The organism is Rhodovulum kholense (assembly GCF_003053725.1).
Classification (GTDB): Bacteria; Pseudomonadota; Alphaproteobacteria; order Rhodobacterales; family Rhodobacteraceae; genus Rhodovulum; species Rhodovulum kholense.
Genome location: NZ_QAYC01000021.1, coordinates 27434 through 47450 on the forward strand (window position 1 = coordinate 27434; position 20017 = coordinate 47450).

Sequence of the window (20017 nt, forward strand, 5' to 3'; positions counted from 1 at the left end):
CCTTGCCAGACGCCGCCCCCGGCCCGATCTATGGGACATGACAGAGACGCTTCTTTCCATCGGGCATGGATATTCCGCCCGCGAACTTGCGCAGAGCCTCGGACCGGGCTGGCGCGTGATCGGTACCAGCCGTAGCCCCGAAGGCGCCGAGGCGCTGCGCCGGACGGGCATCGAGGCCCGGGTCTGGCCGGGCGAGGATCTTGGCCCCGATCTGGCCGAGGCGACCCACCTGCTGACCTCGGTACCGCCCGGGGCCTCGGGCGATCCGGTGCTGACAGCACTTGGCGAGACCCTGCGCGAGGCACGCCATCTGCGCTGGGTCGGCTATCTGTCGACCACCGGGGTCTATGGCGATCATGCCGGCGGCTGGGTCGACGAGACGACACCGCTGACGCCGGCCACATCGCGCGGCGCGGCCCGGGTCGCGGCCGAGGCGGGCTGGGCCGAACTGGGCCTGCCGCTGCACATCTTCCGGCTGGCGGGCATCTACGGGCCGGGGCGTTCGCCGCTCGACCGGGTGCGCGAGGGCCGCGCCCAGCGTATCGTCAAGGAAGGCCAGGTGTTCTCGCGCATTCATGTCGCGGATATCGCCCAGGTTCTGGCCGCCTCGATGGCCGCGCCCGATCCGGGGTCTGTCTACAATCTGGCCGATGACGAACCGGCGCCACCCGAAGACGTGATCGCCTTCGCGGCCGAGATGCTGGGCCTGCCGGTGCCGCCCGCCATTCCCTTCGAAGAGGCCGATCTGAGCCCGATGGCCCGCAGCTTCTATGCCGAATCAAAGCGGGTGCGGAACGACCGGATCAAGACCGGGCTCGGGGTCCATCTGCGCCACCCCGACTACCGGGCCGGGCTGGCCGCGCTGCTGGAAACGGAACGCGCCGCGACGATAAGGTGACGCCGGGGCGCGGCCGGTCAGGCCCGGCGCGCCGCCTGTGCCGTGGCCCCCGAAAGCACGTCGCGCACCTTGGCCTCGATATCGGCCGCGTTCAGCCGGGCCTCGGCATACATCGCCTCGGCGCTGGCATGGTCGATAAAGGTGTCGGGCAGCACCATCGACCGGAACCGGAGCCCGTGGTCGAAGACGCCCCTCTCGGCCAGAAGCTGGGCGACATGACTGCCGAAGCCGCCGATGGCGCCCTCCTCGATGGTGATCAGCGCCTCATGCTCGCGGGCCAGCCCCAGGATCAGGTCCTCATCCAGCGGCTTGGCGAAACGGGCATCGGCGATGGTCGGCTCGATCCCTTCGGCGGACAGCGCCTGCGCGGCCTCGCGGACTTCCTTCAGCCGGGTCCCGAAGCTCAGGAGCGCCACGCGCTTGCCCTCCTGGATGATCCGGCCCTTGCCGATTTCCAGCGGCACGCCCTTTTCGGGCAGCTCGACGCCGACACCCTCGCCGCGCGGATAGCGGAAGGCGATGGGGCCCTCGTCATGGGCGACGGCGGTCGCGACCATATGCACCAGCTCGGCCTCGTCGGCGGCGGCCATCACCACCATGCCCGGCAGGTTCGCCAGGAAGGAGGTATCGAAGGCGCCCGCATGGGTCGCGCCATCGGCGCCGACCAGACCCGCACGGTCGATGGCAAAACGCACCGGCAGCCGCTGGATCGCCACGTCATGGACGATCTGGTCATAGCCGCGCTGCAGGAAGGTCGAATAGATCGCGCAGAAGGGTTTCTGTCCGCCCGCCGCCAGCCCGGCCGAGAAGGTGACGGCATGCTGTTCGGCGATGCCGACATCGAAGATGCGTTCGGGGAAGCGCTCGGCAAAGAGGTTCAGACCGGTGCCGTCGGGCATCGCCGCGGTGACGGCCACCACCTTGCGGTCGGCGCGGGCCTCGCGGATCAGCGCCTCGGCGAAGACCTTGGTATAGCTTGGCGCATTGGCGGGGGCCTTCTTCTGGACCCCGGTCGCGACATCGAATTTCGAGACACCATGGCCGCAATCGGGCGCAGTTTCGGCGGGCGCATAGCCCTTGCCCTTCTTGGTGATGGCATGGATCAGCATCGGCCCGGTGGCGCGGGTCTTGACGGTGCGCAGGATCGCCAGAAGCTGGTCGAGATCGTGGCCATCGACGGGGCCGACATAGGAAAAGCCCAGCTCCTCGAAGAGGGTGCCGCCGACGGTGACCTGCTTGACCAGATCCTTGGCGCGCTTGGCGCCTTCCTGGAAGGGCTCGGGCAAGTGACGGATGGCGCCCTTGGCGATGGACTTGAATTCCTGGAAGGGCGCGCCCGCGTAAAGCCGGTTCAGATAGCGCGACATGGCGCCCACCGGCGGCGCGATCGACATCTCATTGTCGTTCAGGATCACGATCAGCCGCTTGCCCAGATGGCCCGCGTGGTTCAGCGCCTCGTAGGCCATGCCGGCCGAAAGCGACCCGTCGCCGATCACCGCGATGGCATCGCCCACGCCCGCCTCGGGCGCGGTGCCCAGATCGCGGGCGACGGCATAGCCCAGCGCCGCCGAGATCGAGGTCGAACTGTGCCCCGCGCCGAAGGCGTCGTATTCGCTTTCCGACCGCTTGCAGAAGCCCGACAGCCCGCCTTCCTGCCGCAGCGTGCGGATGCGATCACGGCGCCCGGTGAGGATCTTGTGCGGATAGCACTGGTGGCTGACATCCCAGATCAGCTTGTCGCGGGGCGTGTCGAAGACCGCGTGCAGCGCGACGGTCAGCTCGACCACGCCCAGACCCGCGCCCAGATGCCCGCCGGTTTCGGACACGGCCGAAACCACCTCTTGCCGCAATTCGTGGGCGACCTGCTTCAGCTGGTCGTCGGACAGGCCCTTCAGATCGGCCGGACAGCAGACCTTGTCGAGAAGCGGAGTGATCGGCCGGTTGCTCACTGGGACAGCCCTCCTGGGGCGCGGTTACGCGTTCATGACTCCCGAGCGATAACGAAGCGCGCCGCCTGCTTCAAGGTTTCCGCCCCCTCTCCGAAGGGCGACAAGGCGTCCTCGGCCTCTTCGACCAGAGCCTTCGCGCGGGCCTTGGCGCCGTCGAGCCCCAGCAGCGACACGAAGGTCGCCTTGCCCGCATCGGCGTCCTTGTGGACCCGCTTGCCGGTCTTGGCGGCATCGCCCTCGACATCGAGAATGTCATCGGCGATCTGGAAGGCGAGCCCCAGCGCGGTCGAATAGGCGGTCAGCGGCGCGATGTCGGCGCGGGCCAGACGCGCGCCCGCCTCGGCCGACCAGCGGATCAGCGCGCCGGTCTTGTTGGCCTGAAGCTCGGTGATTTCCTCAAGGCTCAGCGGCCGCCCGGCGGTTTCGGCTGCGATGTCCTGGGCCTGGCCCAGCACCATGCCATCGATGCCCGAGGCCTTGGCCAGCGAGGCCACCAGGTCGATCCGGACCGCAGGGTCGGCATGGCAGGACGGCGCGGCCAGCAGATCGAAAGCCAGCGTCTGCAGCGCGTCGCCGGTCAGAAGCGCGGTGCCGTCGTCCCATTTGACATGCACCGTGGGCTGGCCCCGGCGCAGGTCGTCATTGTCCATGCAGGGCATGTCGTCATGCACAAGACTGTAGGCATGCAGCGCCTCGACCGCGGCGGCGGCATCGACGGCCGACTCGGGCGCGATGCCGTAAAGACCCGCCGACTCGATCACCAGAAAGCCGCGCAGCCGCTTGCCGCCCGAAACGGCATAGCGCATCGCATGGGTCACGGGCTGGTCCGCGGCGCCCTCAAGGGCCGCGCTCAAACGCGCCTCGATCCGCGCGGCGGCGGATGTCAGACTGGACTGGAACATGGTGTCAAAGACCTTCGGCCGGTTTCGTCCCGGTGGGATTGCCCGAGGCGTCAAGCGTCATCGCCTCGATCTTGGCCTCGGCATCCCGGAGCTTGGTTTCGCAGTGCTTGCGCAGCTTCATCGCCTGTTCGGACAGCGCGATCGAGTCCTCAAGGGGCACGTCGCCGCGTTCAAGGGCGGCCACGGCCTCTTCCAAAGCCCGCATCGCCTCTTCGAAGGTCATTTCCCCGACCGGCTTTTCCGTCATGCCCCCCGCTCCATCAGCACCGCCACATGGGCCGCCACAGAGGCCGCCAGGGCTTCAAGATCATATCCGCCCTCCAGTGTCGAGACCAGCCGACCGCCCGAATGGGCCTCCGCGATGTCGCAGAGACGCCGGGTGATCCAGGCGAAATCGGGCACGCCCCAGGCCAGCTGCGCCAGCGGGTCGGCGGCATGGGCGTCGAATCCGGCCGAGACCAGCACCAGCTCGGGCGCGAAGGCGTCGAGCCGGGGCAGCGCATGGGCCTCGAACTCGGCCCGGAACCGGCGGCCGTCGCTCATCGGCGGCAGCGGCAGGTTCAGGATGTTGTCCGCGGCACCGGTCTCGATGGCCGCGCCGGTGCCCGGGTAAAGCGGCATCTGATGAGTCGAGACGAACAGCACGCGCGGATCGTCCCACAGCACGTCCTGGGTTCCGTTGCCGTGATGCACGTCGAAATCGACCACCGCGACACGCGACAGCCCGTGCCGGTCCAGCGCATAGCGGGCGGCGATGGCGACGGTCGAGAAAAGGCAAAAGCCCATGGCGCGGGCAGTTTCGGCGTGATGGCCGGGCGGGCGCACCGCGACGAAGGCATTGGCGGCCTCGCCCGCCATCACCATGTCGACCGCCCGCAGCGCGCCGCCCACCGCCCGCAGCGCCGCCCGGAACGACCCCGGCGACATGTGGGTATCGGCATCGAGCGCCACCGTGCCCTCGGCCGGGGCCGCTGCCTTGATCTTGTCGACATAGCCCTGCGGATGGGCGCGCAGCAATTCGGCCTCGTCGGCCAGCGGGGCGTCCTCGCGCAAGAGACCGGCGAAGCCTTCGGTGGTCAGCGCCTCGGCCACGGCGCGCAGCCGGTCCACGCGCTCGGCATGGCCGGGCGGGGTGACATGGTCCAGAGAGTCGGAATGGGTCAGCAGGGCCGTGGTCATGAAACGAGGCTACGCGGGCGATCCGCGACGGGGCAAGCCCGAATGACCGCCGGGTCAGTCCGGCGCCAGCATGTAGCCTTCGCCCCGCACCGTCTGCAGATAGCGGGGCTGTTTCGGGTCGCTTTCGATCTTGCGCCTGAGCCGGGTGATCTGCACATCGACCGCGCGTTCCTGCGCCTGCCCGCCGTCGCGCGCCAGTTCCTCGACCAGACGCGAGCGGCTGACCGCCTCGCCGGGATTGGCCGAGAAGATCCGCATCAGCTGGGCCTCGGTCGCGGTCAGGCGCACCCTTTCGTCGCCCTGCCAAAGCTCGCCGCGCCCGACATCGTAGCGCACCGGCCCCAGATGCAGGATCTTGGGCAGGTCGATCTCGGAGCGGATCTGCGGCACCCGGCGCAGGATCGCGTTGATCCTCAAAAGCAGCTCCTTCGGCTCGAAGGGCTTCGGCAGGTAGTCGTCGGCCCCGGCCTCGAGCCCCCGGATCCGGTCCGAGGTCTCGCCCCGCGCGGTCAACAGCAGGATCGGCGTCGCGATCCGCTGGCGCAGGGCCCGGGTCAGCGCGATGCCATCCTCGCCCGGCATCATCACGTCCAGCACGATCAGATCGAAGTCGAGCCCCTGCAGCAGCTTGCGCGCGTGATCGGCATCGCGCGCGATGCTGACCCAGAAGCCGTTGCGCATCAGGAACTTGCGCAACAGCTCGCGGATCCGCTCGTCGTCATCGACGATCAGCAGGTGAATGTCGGCCTCTGCCATCATGCCCCGCGCTCGGTGATCCGGTGGAAATGCCGGCGCATCTCGGGGTCCATCATCGCCTCGAGCACCTGCCGGAACCCGGCGACGGCGGCGGGGCCCGCGGCGCGATAGGCGTCGCGCATCCGCGCCCGCTGGGCGTCGGACAGCTGATGTTCCAGCTCCAGCCCGGCCTCGGTCAGATACAGATGGCGCTCGCGCTTGTCGCGATGGCCGACCCGGCTTTCGACCAGCCCGTCCTCGATCAGCGAACGCAGCACCCGGTTCAGCGACTGCTTGGTCACGCCCAGGATCGACAGCAGGTTGTTGACCGTGGTGCCGGGCGCCCGGTGGATGAAGTGGATCGCCCGGTGATGGGCCCGCCCATAGCCCTTTTCCTCGAGAATCCGGTCGGGATCGGCGGTGAAGCCGCGATAGGCGAAGAACATCGCCTCGATTCCCTTGCGAAGCTGCTCGTCCGTCAGGAACAGCAGGCTTTCGCCGCTCTTCTGCGCAACCGCTGGTGCGACTTGGGCCATGGCTCCCTCCCTCTTCGCATCGTGATCGAATTTTCAGCAATCTTATGTCAGCCTTGTTGACTTTCCAAGACTCAACTGATAGCGAGCGGTGAATTTTACGCAAGATTATGTCCGAAATGGACTTAAACTGCGCAATTTTCGCAAATCGTAACCCCAGAGGGGAAAAGAAAAGGACAAAGGCCATGACTGGCTACGACGACCGCGACGGCGTTATCTGGATGGATGGGAAACTGGTGCCGTGGCGCGACGCCAATGTGCACATCCTCACCCATGCCCTGCATTACGCCTCGGCGGTATTCGAAGGCGAGCGGGCCTATGGCGGAAAGATCTTCAAGTCGCGCGAGCATTCCGAACGTCTGAAACGGTCGGCCAACATGCTCGACTTCGAGATCCCCTACACGGTCGACCAGATCGAGGACGCCAAGGCCGAGGTGATGAAGGCGAACGGGATGACCGACTGCTATGTGCGTCCGCTGGCGTGGCGCGGGTCGGGCCCGGACATGGGGGTGGCCTCGGAACAGAACCCGGTCCGGATGGCGGTCGCCGTCTGGGAATGGGGCGCCTATTACGGCGCGGCCAAGATGAAGGGCGCCAAGCTCGACATTTCCAAATGGAAGCGCCCGAGCCCCGAAACCGTGCCGAGCCAGGCCAAGGCCTCGGGGCTTTACATGATCTGCACCATGTCCAAGCACGCCGCCCATGCCAAGGGCTGCACCGACGCGATGATGTTCGACTATCGCGGCTATGTGGCCGAGGCGACCGGCGCGAACATCTTCTTCGTCAAGGATGGCGAGGTGCATACGCCCAAGGCCGACTGCTTCCTCAACGGTCTGACCCGCCAGACCGTGATCGAGCTGCTGCGCGACAAGCAGATCAAGGTGCATGAGCGGCATATCGAGGCCTCGGAACTGGAAGGCTTCGAACAATGCTGGCTGACCGGCACCGCGGCCGAGGTGACCCCGGTGGCCGAGATCGGCGACTATAATTTCGAGGTCGGCGCGCTGACCCACGACATCGCCGAGACCTACGAAAAGCACGTCCGCGCCTGAGGCGCGAACCGGGCCGCGCGCATCAGCCTTGGGGGGTGACCCCCTTGCGCGCGCGGCCCCTCTCCAGCCCAAGCTGGCGTTCGCGCCAGATGATGAAGACGCCGGCCGCGATGATCAGCCCGGCGCCGATCAGCACCACCGGCGTCGGCGCCTCGGCGAAGACGAAATAGCCGATGACCAGCGCCAGCAACATCGAGGCATAGTCGAAGGGCGCCACCAGCCCGGCCTCGGCAAAGCGGTAGGCCGAGGTCAGGCAGATCTGCGCCACGCCGCCGACCAGCCCCGCCGCCACCAGCATCGCCGCATCCCAGACAGACGGGACCACCCAGCCCAGCGGGATCGTGAACAGCGACAGCACGGTCGAGGTCACCGAGAACCAGAACACGATGGCCGAGGTCCGTTCGGTCTGCACCAGCTTGCGCACGAAGACCTGAGCCAGCGCCGCGGCGGCTGCCCCGGCCAGCGCGACGATGGCGCCAAGCGACTCGGCCGCGTCCATCTGGTCGCCGGCGAAGGTCGACAGCCGCGGGCTGAGCACGACCACCACGCCGACAAGCCCCAGCGCCACCGCCGACAGCCGGAACAGCCGCACCTTCTCGCCCAGGAACATCGCCGCGAAGATCACGACAAGCAGCGGCGCGGCAAAGCCGATGGCGGTGGCCTCGGGCAGCGGCAGGATGCCCAGCGCAGCGAAGTTCAGCCCCATCGCGGTGCCGCCCACCAGCCCGCGCCACAGATGCCCCAGCGGGTCGCCGGTGCGCAGCCCCGCGCCAAGCTGCCCGGTCGCGCCCAGCCAGACGAGGATCACCGGCAGCGCGAAGAGCGAACGAAAGAACACCGTCTCGCCCGGCGGCACTCCATGTTCGGCCGCGGCCTTGATCAGCGCCGACATCACCACGAACAGCGTGACGGAAATCAGTTTCAGGCCGATGGCGCGGGCAGGATTCATGGGCTTGGCTCGGGTCCGGAGGGGGGGCGGCATTTTGTCCATAGACCCGAAGCACGGTTTTTAGAAGCCTTTTTATGTAAGGACTTACCGGACCGCCCCGCGGCCTCCGGTCAGGCGTCTTTCAGCCGGGCCAGCGCCCAGCGCGCGGCCTCGGCCACCGTGGCATCCGGGTCGTCCGTCAACCGCCGGACTGCCGCCGCCAGAGCCGGATCGCCGGAATTGCCGATGGCATAGCAGACGTTCCGCACGAAGCGGTTGCGCCCGATCCGCTTGATCGGCGAGCCGGAAAACCGGTCGCGAAAGGCCGCGTCGTCAAGCGCCGCGAGGTCCGCCAGCGGCGGTTCGACCAGATCGGGGCGCGCGGCGTATTTCGCCTCGGTCGCGGCGACGGCGAACTTGTTCCAGGGACAGACGCCAAGGCAGTCGTCGCAGCCATAGATCCGGTTGCCCAGAAGCGGCCGCAGTGCCGGGTCGACCGGCCCCTTGTGCTCGATCGTCAGGTAGGAAATGCAGCGCCGCGCATCAAGCTGGAAGGGCGCGGGAAAGGCCCCCGTGGGGCAGGCGTCAAGACAGGCGGTGCATTGGCCGCAATGCTGGGTCTCGGGCTCGTCGGGCGGCAGCTCGATCGTGGTGAAGATCGCGCCCAGGAAGAACCAGTTGCCAAGGCTGCGGCCCAGCAGGTTGGTATGCTTGCCCTGCCAGCCCAGCCCCGCCGCCTGGGCCAGCGGCTTTTCCATCACCGGGGCGGTATCGACGAAGACCTTGATCTGGTGGCCCGGCGCCTCGTCCAGCAGCCAGCGCCCGAGCCGTTTCAGCCGCTTTTTCAGCACGTCGTGATAGTCGCGGTTCTGGGCATAGACCGAAATCGCCGCGCGGTCGGGCCGGTCCAGGGCGGCCAGCGGGTCATGGGTCTGGGTATAGGGTTCGGCGACCATCACCACGGACCGCGCCTCGGGCCAGAGCGCCGCCGGATCGCCGCGCCAGCCCATCCGTTCGGCCATCCAGCCCATCTGGCCATGGCGGCCCCTGGCCACGAATTCGGCCAGCCGCCCGGCCGCCTCGGGGATCGCATCAGGCCGGCAGACCCCCATCGCGGCCAGCCCCTCGTCGCGGGCCCGGGCGCCAAGGCGGTCTTTCAGCGCCGCGTTCAAAAGTCGAGATTCGCGTAGTGCCTGGGCGGCGGGAAGCCCGGCACCTGATCGGCCAGAATGTTGCGGAAGGCGGGGCGCGACTTGATCTTGGCGTACCAGTCCTTGACCGCCGCGTTGCGGTTCCAGTCCACATCCGAAATGTAGTCGAGGCAGGACAGATGCGCCGCAGCAGCGAAATCGGCCAGCGTCATGACATCGCCCGCCAGCCAGCGGCGCTGGTCCAGCAGCCAGCCCATGTAGTCGATGTGAAACTTGATCGCCGCGGCCCCCGCCTTGACGTTGCGGCTGTCGGGATAGCCCGACTTGGTGACCTTCTTGTTCACCCGTTCATACAGCAGCTTCGAGGTCACCTCGTGGTGGAACTTGTCGTCGAACCAACAGACCAGCCGCCGCGCCTCGCAGCGCTCGACCGGGCCGCCGGGCAGCAGTTTCGGCTCGGGATAGACCTCGTCGAGAAATTCGCAGATCGCCTGGCTTTCGGCCATGGTGCGGCCGTCCATCCGCAAGACCGGCACCTTTCCGGCCGGGTTGCGCCGCATGAAATCGGCATCGCGCTCCCAGTAGCGTTCCTCCACCAGTTCGACCTCGATCCGTTTCTCGGCCAGCACCAGGCGGACCTTGCGGCAGAAGGGCGACAACGGCATGTGGTAGAGACGGTTCATTCGGACGTCCTGACGGTTGACCTGACGGCCTTCATGGCCCCTCGGCCCCCGATTTTCAACTCTCGAAACATTTCGACCGGCCATCGGCCCGGATCGTGGCGGCGCCCTCCTCGACCTGCGCGGCCCGGCGCCGAAGCGTCGGCGACAGATGCGCGGGATCGCGCTCTTTCGGGTTGGGCAACAGAACCGCCAGCCGCGCGGCCTGACCCGAGGTCAGCCTGGCGGGCGGGATGCCGTAATAATGCCAGGCAGCGGCGTCGATGCCAAAGACGCCCTCGCCGAACTCGGCCACGTTCAGATAGACCTCGAGGATGCGCCGCTTGGACCAGGTCAGTTCGACCAGCGGCGTCAGCACCGCCTCGAGCGCCTTGCGCGGCCAGCTGCGGCCCTGCCAGAGATAGACGTTCTTGACGGTCTGCTGGCTGATGGTCGAGGCGCCATAGCTGCCACCGGCCTCAAGCGCGCCGCGGATCGCGCCCATGTCGAACCCCCAATGCAGGCAGAAATTCGCGTCTTCGGCGGCCACCGCCGCGCGCTGCATGACCGGCGCGATGTCGCGCATCCGCGCCCATTGCTGGTCGATCTCGCCCAGACGCATGCGTTCGGACATCATGGTGGGGGTGATCGGCGGGTTGATCAGGCTGGGCGCGACCAGCCCGAGGGCCACGAGCGCGAGACCCGCAAGGGCCCCGCGCCGGGCCGTGCGGCGCAGGCGCCGGGCCAGCGGCAGGGGGGAGGCCGCAACCTTCGGCGCGCGCCGCGCAGTCTTCTTTCCGGTGCTCTTCGTCGCCTTTGCCATGCCCGCGTGATAGCCGAGCGCGCGTCGCTTGGCCACCGCCCCGCAAGGTCCGTCTTGCCGGGGCGCCGCCGCGACGAGAGCCCCCGGGTCAGGCCACCTTGTCGCGGGTCCGCTCGAGCACCTCGCGCAGGGTCGCCTCGTCTTCCTTCGACAGCGAGGTGCGCAGGATGCGGCCCTCGGCATCGACCTCGCGCAGCCGCTCGATCACGCGGTCGCCGGTGGCCTTGCGCACCAGAACGAACAGCGCCGAACTGCCGGGGGTCAGTTTCTCGCCCAGCTCCTTCATGAAGTCGTCGTCGATTCCGATGTCGCTGAGCGCGCCGCCGATGGCGCCCGCACCCGCGCCCACCGCGAGCCCCAGGAGCGGGTTGAGGAACAGAAGCCCGATCAGAAGTCCCCAGAACGATCCGCCCACGGCGCCCGCCGCGGTCAGGTTCACCGCCTGGTGCAGCTTGACCTTGCCCTCGTCGTTGCGGGTCACGACGACCACGTCTTCCATGTCGAGCAGATAGTCCTTCTGCATCCGGACCAGTTCGCCCCGCATGTCGAAGGCCTTGCTTTCATCGTCGAAGGCCACGGCAATCAGATCGGCCATTTCAACCTCCTTTTGCAGTTTCCATTACGCAAGGAGGTGGGGCCGCGAGGCCCGCCGAGAAACCCGTCGCAGGATCAAAAACGAGTGACCCCCGCGCGCCTTTCGGCGGCGGGGGTCGTCATTTTCAGGCCGAAACAGGCTCTATTCCGCCGGAACCGCGCGTTCTTCGTTGCCCAGCGGATGGGTCAGGTGCGGCAGCATCTCCCGCGGGCAGACCTGAAGGAAGTTGCCCTTTTCCAGTTCCCAATGGGCGAGGATGTCGCGCGCCTTCGGGCTGCCGGTTTCTTCGGCATGGCGGGTGATCAGGCCTTTCAGCTCTGCCTCCCAATGCTGGACCGCCACCTTGCAGGTGATCAGCGTCTCGGGGTTGATCTTCAGCGACGCCTCGCCTTCGGGATCGTAGAGATAGGCCATCCCGCCGGTCATGCCCGCGCCGAAGTTGGCGCCGATCGTGCCGAGGATCACCGCGATCCCGCCGGTCATGTATTCGCAGCCGTTCGAGCCGCAGCCCTCGACCACCACCCTGGCACCCGAGTTCCGCACGGCGAAGCGTTCGCCCGCCCGGCCCAGCGCGAAGAGATACCCGTCGGTCGCCCCGTACAGCACGGTGTTGCCGATGATCGTGTTCTCGGAGGCCACCAGCGGCGAGCTGAGCGGCGGGCGCACCACGATGATCGCGCCCGAGAGCCCCTTGCCGACATAGTCGTTGGCATCGCCCGCGACGATGATCTTCAGCCCCGGCGCCCCGAACGCCCCCAGCGACTGCCCGGCACTGCCCGCGAGTTTCACGGTCAGATGGTCGGGCTGCAGCTTGTTGCGCATGCCAAAGCGCTGGACGATGTGGCTGGACACCCGGGTGCCGATGGTCCGGTGGGTGTTCCGCACCGCGTAGCTGACCTGCATCTTCTCGCCATCCTCGAAGAACGGGGCGGCATCGCGCAGGATCTCGGCGTCAAGCGCGTCCGGCACCTCGGTCCGCGACCGGCTGCGGTCGAGGGTCGGGCGGTCGTTGGCATCGACCTGGATCAGCAGCGGGTTCAGGTCGAGGTCGTCGAGATGGGCCGAGCCCCGGCTGATCTGGGTCAGCAGGTCCGACCGGCCGATGATCTCGTCCATGGACCGCGCGCCGATCTGGCTGAGCAGCTCGCGCACTTCCTGGGCGTAGAAGGTGATGAGGTTCACCACCTTGTCGGCATTGCCGGTGAACTTGGCGCGCAGCTTTTCATCCTGGGTGCAGACGCCCACCGGGCAGGTGTTCGACTGGCACTGGCGGACCATGATGCAGCCCATGGCGATCAGCGCGGCGGTGCCGATGCCATATTCCTCGGCCCCCATCATCGCGGCCATGACGATGTCGCGCCCGGTGCGCAGCCCGCCATCGGTCCGAAGCGTCACCCGCTCGCGCAGGTTGTTCATCGACAGCACCTGATGCGCCTCGGTCAGGCCCATCTCCCAGGGCAGCCCGGCATATTTGATCGAGGTCGCGGGCGAGGCCCCGGTGCCGCCATTGTGGCCGGAAATCAGGATCACGTCGGCCTTGGCCTTGGCCACACCGGCGGCAATCGTGCCGACGCCGGACGACGCCACCAGCTTGACCGTCACCTTGCAGCGCGGGTTGATCTGCTTGAGGTCGTAGATCAGCTGCGCGAGGTCCTCGATCGAGTAGATGTCGTGGTGCGGCGGCGGCGAGATCAGGGTCACGCCCTTGGTCGAGTGCCGCAGGCGCGCGATCAGGTCGGTGACCTTCATCCCCGGAAGCTGGCCACCCTCGCCGGGCTTGGCGCCTTGGGCCACCTTGATTTCAAGCTCTTCGCAGTGGTTCAGGTATTCGGCGGTGACGCCGAACCGGCCCGAGGCCACCTGCTTGATCTTGGCCGAGGGGTTGTCGCCGTTCGGTTCCGGGTAGAAATGCGCCGGGTCCTCGCCGCCCTCGCCCGAGTCGGACTTGGCGCCGATCCGGTTCATGGCGACGTTCAGGGTCTTGTGCGCCTCGGGCGACAGCGCCCCCAGCGACATGCCGGGCGTCACGAAGCGCTTGCGGATCGAGGTGATCGATTCGACCTCGTCCAGCGGCACCGGCTTGCCCAGCGACTTGATGTCCAGAAGGTCGCGCAGGTGGATCGGCGGGTTCGACCGCATCGCGGCAGAATACTGCTTCCACACCTCGAAGGACGCGGTGTTGCAGGCCTGTTGCAGCATGTGCATCGTGGTGGCTTCCCAGGCGTGACGTTCGCCGGTGCGGCGCGCCTTGTAGAAGCCGCCGATCGGCAGCACGTCCTGGCCGCCCATCCAGCCCAGCCGGTGCACCTCTTCCAGCTTGCGCTGGATGCCGGTGACGCCGATGCCCGAGATCCGGCTGTGCATGCCGGGGAAGTATTCGGCACACATCGCGCGGCTGAGGCCCACGGCCTCGAAGTTGAGCCCGCCGCGATAGGACGAGATCACCGAGATGCCCATCTTGGACATGATCTTCAAAAGGCCCAGGTCGATGGCCTTGCGGTAATGGCCGACGGCCTCGGTCAGGCTGCAATCCAGAAGGCCGCGCTTGATGCGGTCGGCCAGCGTGTCCTCGGCCAGATAGGCGTTCACCGTGGTGGCGCCGCAGCCGATCAGCACCGCGAAGTAATGCGGGTCGACGCATTCGGCCGAGCGCACGTTCAGCGAGCAGAAGGTCCGGAGCCCCTTGCGGGTCAGCCAGCTGTGCACCGCCGAGGTCGCGAGGATCATCGGCATCGCGACCTTGTCCTCGCCCTGATGGTGGTCGGTCAGCACGATATGGCCCGCGCCGGACCGCACCGCGTCCTCGGCCTCGTTGCGGATCCGCTGCAGCCCGAGGCGCAGCGCCTCGGGGCCCGCGCCCGGCGGGAAGGTGCAGTCGATCTCGGCCATCGGCACCGAGAAATGCTTCACCAGCTCGTCGAACTGCGCGTTGCCGAGGAAGGGGCTTTCCAGAATCACGATCCGGGTCTGGCTGCCATCCTCGTCCAGCACGTTGCGAAGGTTGCCGAAGCGCGTCTTGAGGCTCATCACCCGGTATTCGCGCAGACTGTCGATCGGCGGGTTGGTGACCTGGCTGAAGTTCTGCCGGAAGAAGTGGCTGAGCGGACGGTACTTGTCGGACAGCACCGCCGAGGGAGTGTCGTCGCCCATCGAGGCCAGCGCCTCCTTGCCGTCCTCGGCCATCGGCATCAGGATCGATTCGATTTCCTCGATGGTATAGCCTGCCGAGATCTGCCGCCGACGCAGGTCCGCCCCGTCGAACAGCGGCTTTTCGGACACCGCGGTCAGCACCTCGTCGATCTCGGTCACCTTGTCGAGCCACTCGCCAAACGGTTGGGTGGCCGCCATCATGTCCTTGATCTCGCTGTCGCGCAGCAGCTTGCCCTCGGTCATGTCGACCGCGATCATCTGCCCCGGGCCAAGCGCGCCCTTCTCGCGGACGCTGGATTCCTCGGTCGGGACCATGCCGCTTTCGGACCCGGCAATCAGCAGGCCGTCGCCGGTGACGACATAGCGCATCGGGCGCAGCCCGTTCCGGTCGAGCCCGGCACAGACCCAGCGGCCGTCGGTCATGGCCAGGGCGGCCGGACCGTCCCAGGGCTCCATCACCGAGTTCACATAGGCATACATGTCGCGCCAGGACTGTTTCAGTTCGACCGCCTGCTGCGACCAGGCCTCGGGCACCAGCATGGTCTTGGCCATCGGCGCGTTGCGGCCCGCACGGACCAGCACCTCGAACACCGAGTCGAGCGCGGCCGAGTCCGAGGACCCCTGCGCCACGATCGGCTTGATGTCCTCGGCCAGTTCGCCGAAGGCAGACGACGCCATCCGGATCTCGTGGCTTTTCAGCCAGTTGAGGTTGCCCTTGAGGGTGTTGATCTCGCCGTTATGGGCCAGCATGCGGAACGGCTGGGCCAGCCACCATTGCGGGAAGGTGTTGGTCGAATAGCGCTGGTGATAGATCGCGAAGGCCGACTCGAACCGGTCGTCCTTGAGGTCGGGATAGAATTCGGCCACCTGCTCGGCCAGCATCATCCCTTTGTAGATCAGCGACCGGCAGCTCAGCGAACAGATGTAAAGCGAGGGCACCTGGGCGGCGGCGGCGGCCTTCTCGATCCGGCGGCGGATGACGTAAAGCTCGCGCTCGAAGGTTTCCTCGTCCACGTCCTTGGCATTCGAGATCAGGATCTGTTCGATCTCGGGCCGGGTCGCATTGGCCTTCTCGCCCAGCACGTCGGTATTCACCGGCACGTGGCGCCAGCCGTAGATATAGTAGCCCATGCGCAGGACTTCGGTCTCGACGATGGTCCGGCAGACCTCCTGCGCGCTGAAATCGGTGCGCGGCAGGAAGACCTGGCCCACCGCGATCAGCCGGTCGGCATGGGGCTCGTGGCCGGTGCGGCGGATCTGGTCGTAGAAGAACGGCACCGGGATCTGCACATGGATGCCCGCGCCGTCGCCGGTCTTGCCGTCGGCATCGACCGCGCCGCGGTGCCAGACCGCCTTCAGCGCGTCGATCCCGTTCTCGACCACCTTGCGCGAGGGCTTGCCGTCGATGGCGACGACCAGACCCACGCCACAGGACGAATGTTCGTCTTCGGGGCTGTAAAGACCGTTCTCGGCCACGAAAGCCCGCTTGGCTTCTTCCCGGGCAACCCAGGCGGCATCGTATTTGGTCATTGCTGTTCTCCTTCGGAGCCCGTCGAGCCCATGCTCATTCCGTCTGCGGCCGCGGCCATCATCTGGGCCTCGGTCAACCGCACGTGATCGCCGGCGAAGGCATAGCCGCCGGGTTTGCTGTCGATATAGACCTCCGAGCTCAGCGGCAGGTCGCGGGTGCCCTCGAAGAGCCCGGCCGAGACGAAGCAATGCCCCTTATGCGCACCTTCAGCGGTGAAGGCGTACCAGAGCGACGAGCCGCATTCCGGACAGAACGCGCGCTCGGCCCATTGCGACGAGACATAGGTCTTGACCGGACCCTCGGTCCGGATCGGCTGCGTGGTATGGACCGCCATCAGCGGGCCCGAGGTCCATTTGCGGCACATCGCGCAATGGCAGGCGCTAAGCACCTGTTGCGCCGGCTCGATCTCGACCGTGACGGCGCCGCAGAGACATTGCCCCTTCAGACTGGTGTCGGACATCGACCGCTCTCCCTATTCGGCCGCGACCTGGGCGGGCTGCGCCAGGAAGTCGAGGATGCTGTCGGCCGCCTCGCGCCCGTCGCGGATCGCCCAGACGACAAGGCTTGCGCCGCGCACGATGTCGCCGACCGCGAAGACGCCCGGCAGCGAGGTCTCGTGGCTGCGGAAATCGGCCTTCACGGTGCCCCAGCGGGTCACTTCCAGCTCGTCCTCGCCCCACATCGCGGGCAGGTCCTCGGGCTCGAAGCCCAGCGCCTTGATCACCAGATCGGCGGGCTCGGCATAATCGGCGCCCTCGATCACCTCGGGCGATTGCCGCCCCGTGGCATCCGGCGGGCCAAGCCGCATCTTCTGCACCATGACCGAGCTGACCGGATCGCCGGCAAAGCCCTTCGGCGCCGAGAGCCAGACGAATTCGACGCCCTCTTCTTCCGCATTCTGCACCTCGCGCTGCGAGCCCGGCATGTTGGCCCGGTCGCGGCGGTAAAGGCATTTCACGCTGACCGCGCCCTGACGGATCGCGGTGCGCACGCAGTCCATGGCGGTATCGCCGCCGCCGACCACGATCACCCGCTTGCCCTCGGCATTGAGCTCGCCCGACAGGTATTCCGGCACCTCGTCGCCGAAGCTGACCCGGTTCGAGGCGGTCAGGTAGTCCAGCGCGGCGACAATGCCCTGCGCGCCCGCGCCCGGGCCGGTCAGATCGCGCCCCTTGTAGACGCCGGTCGCGATAAGGACCGCGTCATGCTTGCCGCGGATCGCGTCGAAGCTGATATCGGTGCCGACATCGCAGTTCAGCACGAATTCGACGCCGCCCTGTTCGAGCTGCGCCACCCGGCGCATGACGATGTCCTTTTCCAGCTTGAAGCCGGGAATGCCGTAGGTCAGCAGCCCGCCCGCCCGGTCGTGCCGGTCATAGACGGTCACCTGCAGCCCCGCGCGCCGCAGCCGGTCGGCCGCCGCCAGTCCGCCCGGACCCGCGCCGATGATGCCCACGCTTTCGCTGCGCTCCTGGGTCGGCGCGATCGGCGGCACCCAGCCTTCGTCCCAGGCGGTGTCGGTGATGTATTTCTCGACCGCGCCGATGGTCACGGTGCCATGGCCCGACTGCTCGATCACGCAATTGCCTTCGCAAAGCCGGTCCTGCGGGCAGATCCGGCCGCAGATCTCGGGGAAGGTATTGGTGGCCTGGCTCATGGCGTAGGCCTCTTCCAGACGGCCCTCGGCGGTCAGCCGCAGCCAGTCGGGGATGTTGTTGTGCAGCGGGCAGTGCGTCTGGCAGAACGGCACGCCGCACTGGCTGCAGCGCGAGGCCTGCTCGGCAGCCTTTTCCGCGGCGAACTCGGCATAGATTTCGTCGAAATCCTTCGCGCGGTCACCGGCCTCACGTTTCTCCGGCGTCTCTTTCGCCACGCGGACGAACTGAAGCATCTTTTGCTGCGCCATTGCCTTTCCTTCCAGGATGGGTCGGGACCTTCGGAAAGCTTCTATACGGAGGAAGCCAGATCATTAAAAGTCAGCAATACTGTCCTACTTGACGGAAAATTCGCCCCCGGCGCCCTTCGAGCCGCGACAAACTGCATTTTTAGGTCAGCATGTATTCCATATGGTGGAGTCTTCCCTTTCCGAATCACGTCCCTATGCTGGCGCCATCCTGAACCTCCGGGCCATCCCATGACGCTTTTCCACTTGTTTCTGATCGCGGTGATCCAGGGCATCACCGAGTTTCTTCCGATTTCCTCTTCGGGCCACCTGATTCTGCTGCCGGGCCTGACCGGCATGGCCGATCAGGGCCATATCATCGACGTCGCGGTGCATGTGGGCACGCTGGCGGCGGTCGTCCTGTACTTCTGGAAGGACTCGATGCTGGCGCTGGGCGGCCTGACCCGGGTCGCGCGCGGCAAGATCGACACGCCCGGCGCCTTTCTGGCGCTCTGCCTGATCGTGGCGACCATTCCGGTCATGGCGGTCGGGCTGGTGCTGGAGCTGACCGGGCTCGAGGACATGATGCGCAGCATCGCGGTGATCGGCTGGACCATGCTGATCTTCGGCATCGTGCTCTGGGTCGCCGACACCCGCTTTCCCGAGACCCGCAAGGCCAATACCTGGACGCTGAAACACGCCATCATCCTGGGCCTGTGGCAGGTGGTCGCACTGATCCCCGGCACCTCGCGGTCGGGCATCACCATCACCGGCGCGCGGATGCTGGGCTATGACCGGGTCGGCGCCGCGCGGCTGTCGATGCTGATGTCGATCCCGACGATCCTCGCCTCGGCGGTGCTGGTCGGCGGCAAGGCCGCAGCCGAGGCCGACATGGCGGTGCTGCGCGACGGCGCCATCGCCGCCGGCTTCACCTTCGTCTCGGCGCTGATCGCGCTGGCGGTGATGATGCGGCTCGCCCGGTCGATCAGCTTCACGCCCTATGTGGTCTACCGGGTGATCCTCGGCCTCGTGCTGCTCTGGATCGCATATACCTGATCAGGGACGCAGCCGCTTGGCCGCCTCGCGGATTTCGTAGAACTGACCCGCGGGGCGGTAGCGCCACAGATATTCCGGCAGCACCGCCTCCATGGCGGTGGGCTGGATACCCAGTTCGGCCAACCCCGGCATGCCCGCTCCGACGACATTGTCGCGCCCGAGATTGCGCACCTGGTCGCGTGTCACGACCTTGTTGTCCAGAAGCCCCAGCGACAGCGACTGCACCAGATCGAAGACCGTGCCCATCGCGGCGCCCAGCGCCAGCGGCAGGGGCAGCACGATCCGGTTCGGGCGGCCGATCACTTCAAGCATTTCTTCCATCAGATCGCCGAAGCTCCGCACCTCGGGGCCGCCCAGTTCGTAGATGCCCGGCGCAGCTTCGCCCATAGCGGCCTTGGCCGCGGCGGCGGCAACGTCGTCGACATAGACCGGCTGGAACCGGGTGAAATAGCCGACCACCGGCAGAACCGGCGAGAACCGCGCCATCTGCGCGAAGCGGTTGAAGAACTGGTCCTCGGGGCCGAACACCAGCGAGGGCCGCAGGATCACCGCATCGGGGAAGCTCTCGCGTACCGCAGCCTCGCCCCGGCCCTTGGTTTCGGAATAGGCGCTGTCCGAGTCGATGTCGGCGCCGATGGCCGAGATCTGCACCAGCCGCGCCACTCCGGCCGCGCGCGCCTCTTCGGCGATGTGAAGCGCGCCGTAATGCTGCACCAGCCCGAAGGTGTTGCGCCCCGATTCGGCTAGGATGCCGACGCAGTTCACCGCAGCCTCGGCCCCTTGCAGCGCCAGCCGGACCGACTCGCGGTCGCGGACATTGCACAGCACCGGCTCGACCTGCCCCACCGCGCCATAGGTGCGCACGAACAGCGCCTCGTTCGGGCGCCGCACCGCCACACGGACCCGCCAGCCGGCGCGCGCCATGCGCCGCGCAACGTAGCGGCCGACAAATCCCGACCCGCCGAAGATGGTGACCAGCTTGGACATGGAGAGA

18 protein-coding genes are annotated in these 20017 nt (G+C 67.2%); 3 read left to right on the forward strand and 15 right to left on the reverse strand.

Annotation, left to right across the window (positions count from 1 at the left end):
• Nucleotides 1-37: 37 nt before the first annotated feature.
• Nucleotides 38-898, forward strand: a complete 861-nt coding sequence (locus C8N38_RS18815; protein ID WP_108028674.1) for an SDR family oxidoreductase — start codon at nucleotides 38-40, stop codon at nucleotides 896-898.
• A 17-nt stretch (nucleotides 899-915) separates the two neighbouring features.
• On the opposite strand, the gene dxs is transcribed toward C8N38_RS18815, so the two are convergent.
• Genes dxs through C8N38_RS18845 form a run of 6 tightly spaced genes read right to left on the reverse strand, consistent with a single transcriptional unit; the run spans nucleotide 916 to nucleotide 6199 of the window.
• Nucleotides 916-2847, reverse strand: coding sequence for a 1-deoxy-D-xylulose-5-phosphate synthase (gene dxs / locus C8N38_RS18820; protein WP_108028675.1), 1932 nt, complete (start codon nucleotides 2845-2847; stop codon nucleotides 916-918).
• Between the two features lie 32 nt (nucleotides 2848-2879).
• Nucleotides 2880-3749: a polyprenyl synthetase family protein gene (locus tag C8N38_RS18825; RefSeq protein WP_108028676.1), complete on the reverse strand. Its 870-nt coding sequence runs from the start codon at nucleotides 3747-3749 to the stop codon at nucleotides 2880-2882.
• A 4-nt stretch (nucleotides 3750-3753) separates the two neighbouring features.
• Nucleotides 3754-3996 (reverse strand): exodeoxyribonuclease VII small subunit, encoded by a 243-nt coding sequence (locus C8N38_RS18830; protein ID WP_108028677.1) that lies wholly within the window; start codon nucleotides 3994-3996, stop codon nucleotides 3754-3756.
• Entirely contained in the window at nucleotides 3993-4928 is a 936-nt protein-coding gene (locus C8N38_RS18835) for a histone deacetylase family protein (protein WP_108028678.1), read from the reverse strand. Before C8N38_RS18835 ends, C8N38_RS18830 begins: the two co-directional genes overlap by 4 nt.
• 54 nt (nucleotides 4929-4982) lie before the next feature.
• Complete coding sequence (locus C8N38_RS18840; RefSeq protein ID WP_108028703.1) at nucleotides 4983-5684, reverse strand: response regulator; 702 nt, start codon at nucleotides 5682-5684, stop codon at nucleotides 4983-4985.
• Nucleotides 5684-6199, reverse strand: coding sequence for a MarR family winged helix-turn-helix transcriptional regulator (locus C8N38_RS18845; RefSeq protein ID WP_108028679.1), 516 nt, complete (start codon nucleotides 6197-6199; stop codon nucleotides 5684-5686). The genes C8N38_RS18840 and C8N38_RS18845 overlap by 1 nt, the downstream gene beginning before the upstream one ends.
• Before the next feature lie 182 nt (nucleotides 6200-6381).
• Here C8N38_RS18845 and C8N38_RS18850 point away from each other — a divergent pair, with 182 nt between their 5' ends.
• Complete coding sequence (locus C8N38_RS18850; RefSeq protein WP_108028680.1) at nucleotides 6382-7248, forward strand: branched-chain amino acid aminotransferase; 867 nt, start codon at nucleotides 6382-6384, stop codon at nucleotides 7246-7248.
• Nucleotides 7249-7270: 22 nt separating this feature from the next.
• Here C8N38_RS18850 and C8N38_RS18855 read toward each other — a convergent pair whose 3' ends face one another.
• From C8N38_RS18855 to C8N38_RS18890, 8 genes are all read right to left on the reverse strand, one after another.
• Nucleotides 7271-8197, reverse strand: a complete 927-nt coding sequence (locus C8N38_RS18855) for a DMT family transporter (RefSeq protein WP_108028681.1) — start codon at nucleotides 8195-8197, stop codon at nucleotides 7271-7273.
• A gap of 110 nt (nucleotides 8198-8307) precedes the next feature.
• Nucleotides 8308-9348, reverse strand: coding sequence for a tRNA epoxyqueuosine(34) reductase QueG (gene queG / locus C8N38_RS18860; protein ID WP_281258243.1), 1041 nt, complete (start codon nucleotides 9346-9348; stop codon nucleotides 8308-8310).
• Nucleotides 9345-10010: an FtsZ-binding protein FzlA gene (fzlA, locus tag C8N38_RS18865; protein ID WP_108028682.1), complete on the reverse strand. Its 666-nt coding sequence runs from the start codon at nucleotides 10008-10010 to the stop codon at nucleotides 9345-9347. The genes queG and fzlA overlap by 4 nt, the downstream gene beginning before the upstream one ends.
• 55 nt (nucleotides 10011-10065) lie before the next feature.
• Entirely contained in the window at nucleotides 10066-10809 is a 744-nt protein-coding gene (gene mtgA, locus C8N38_RS18870; RefSeq protein WP_108028705.1) for a monofunctional biosynthetic peptidoglycan transglycosylase, read from the reverse strand.
• An 88-nt stretch (nucleotides 10810-10897) separates the two neighbouring features.
• The gene (locus tag C8N38_RS18875; protein WP_108028683.1) at nucleotides 10898-11404 is read right to left on the reverse strand and encodes a DUF1269 domain-containing protein; all 507 of its coding nucleotides are present in this window, start codon (nucleotides 11402-11404) and stop codon (nucleotides 10898-10900) included.
• Between the two features lie 141 nt (nucleotides 11405-11545).
• Entirely contained in the window at nucleotides 11546-16084 is a 4539-nt protein-coding gene (gene gltB / locus C8N38_RS18880) for a glutamate synthase large subunit (protein WP_108028684.1), read from the reverse strand.
• Entirely contained in the window at nucleotides 16081-16545 is a 465-nt protein-coding gene (locus C8N38_RS18885) for a GFA family protein (protein ID WP_108028685.1), read from the reverse strand. Before C8N38_RS18885 ends, gltB begins: the two co-directional genes overlap by 4 nt.
• Nucleotides 16546-16557: 12 nt before the next feature.
• Nucleotides 16558-17991, reverse strand: coding sequence for an NAD(P)-dependent oxidoreductase (locus C8N38_RS18890; RefSeq protein ID WP_108028686.1), 1434 nt, complete (start codon nucleotides 17989-17991; stop codon nucleotides 16558-16560).
• 228 nt (nucleotides 17992-18219) lie between these two features.
• Here C8N38_RS18890 and C8N38_RS18895 point away from each other — a divergent pair, with 228 nt between their 5' ends.
• Nucleotides 18220-19023: an undecaprenyl-diphosphate phosphatase gene (locus C8N38_RS18895; protein ID WP_108028687.1), complete on the forward strand. Its 804-nt coding sequence runs from the start codon at nucleotides 18220-18222 to the stop codon at nucleotides 19021-19023.
• Here the strand turns inward: C8N38_RS18895 and C8N38_RS18900 are convergent, their stop codons facing one another.
• Nucleotides 19024-20010 (reverse strand): complex I NDUFA9 subunit family protein, encoded by a 987-nt coding sequence (locus C8N38_RS18900; protein ID WP_108028688.1) that lies wholly within the window; start codon nucleotides 20008-20010, stop codon nucleotides 19024-19026.
• Nucleotides 20011-20017 lie beyond the last annotated feature (7 nt).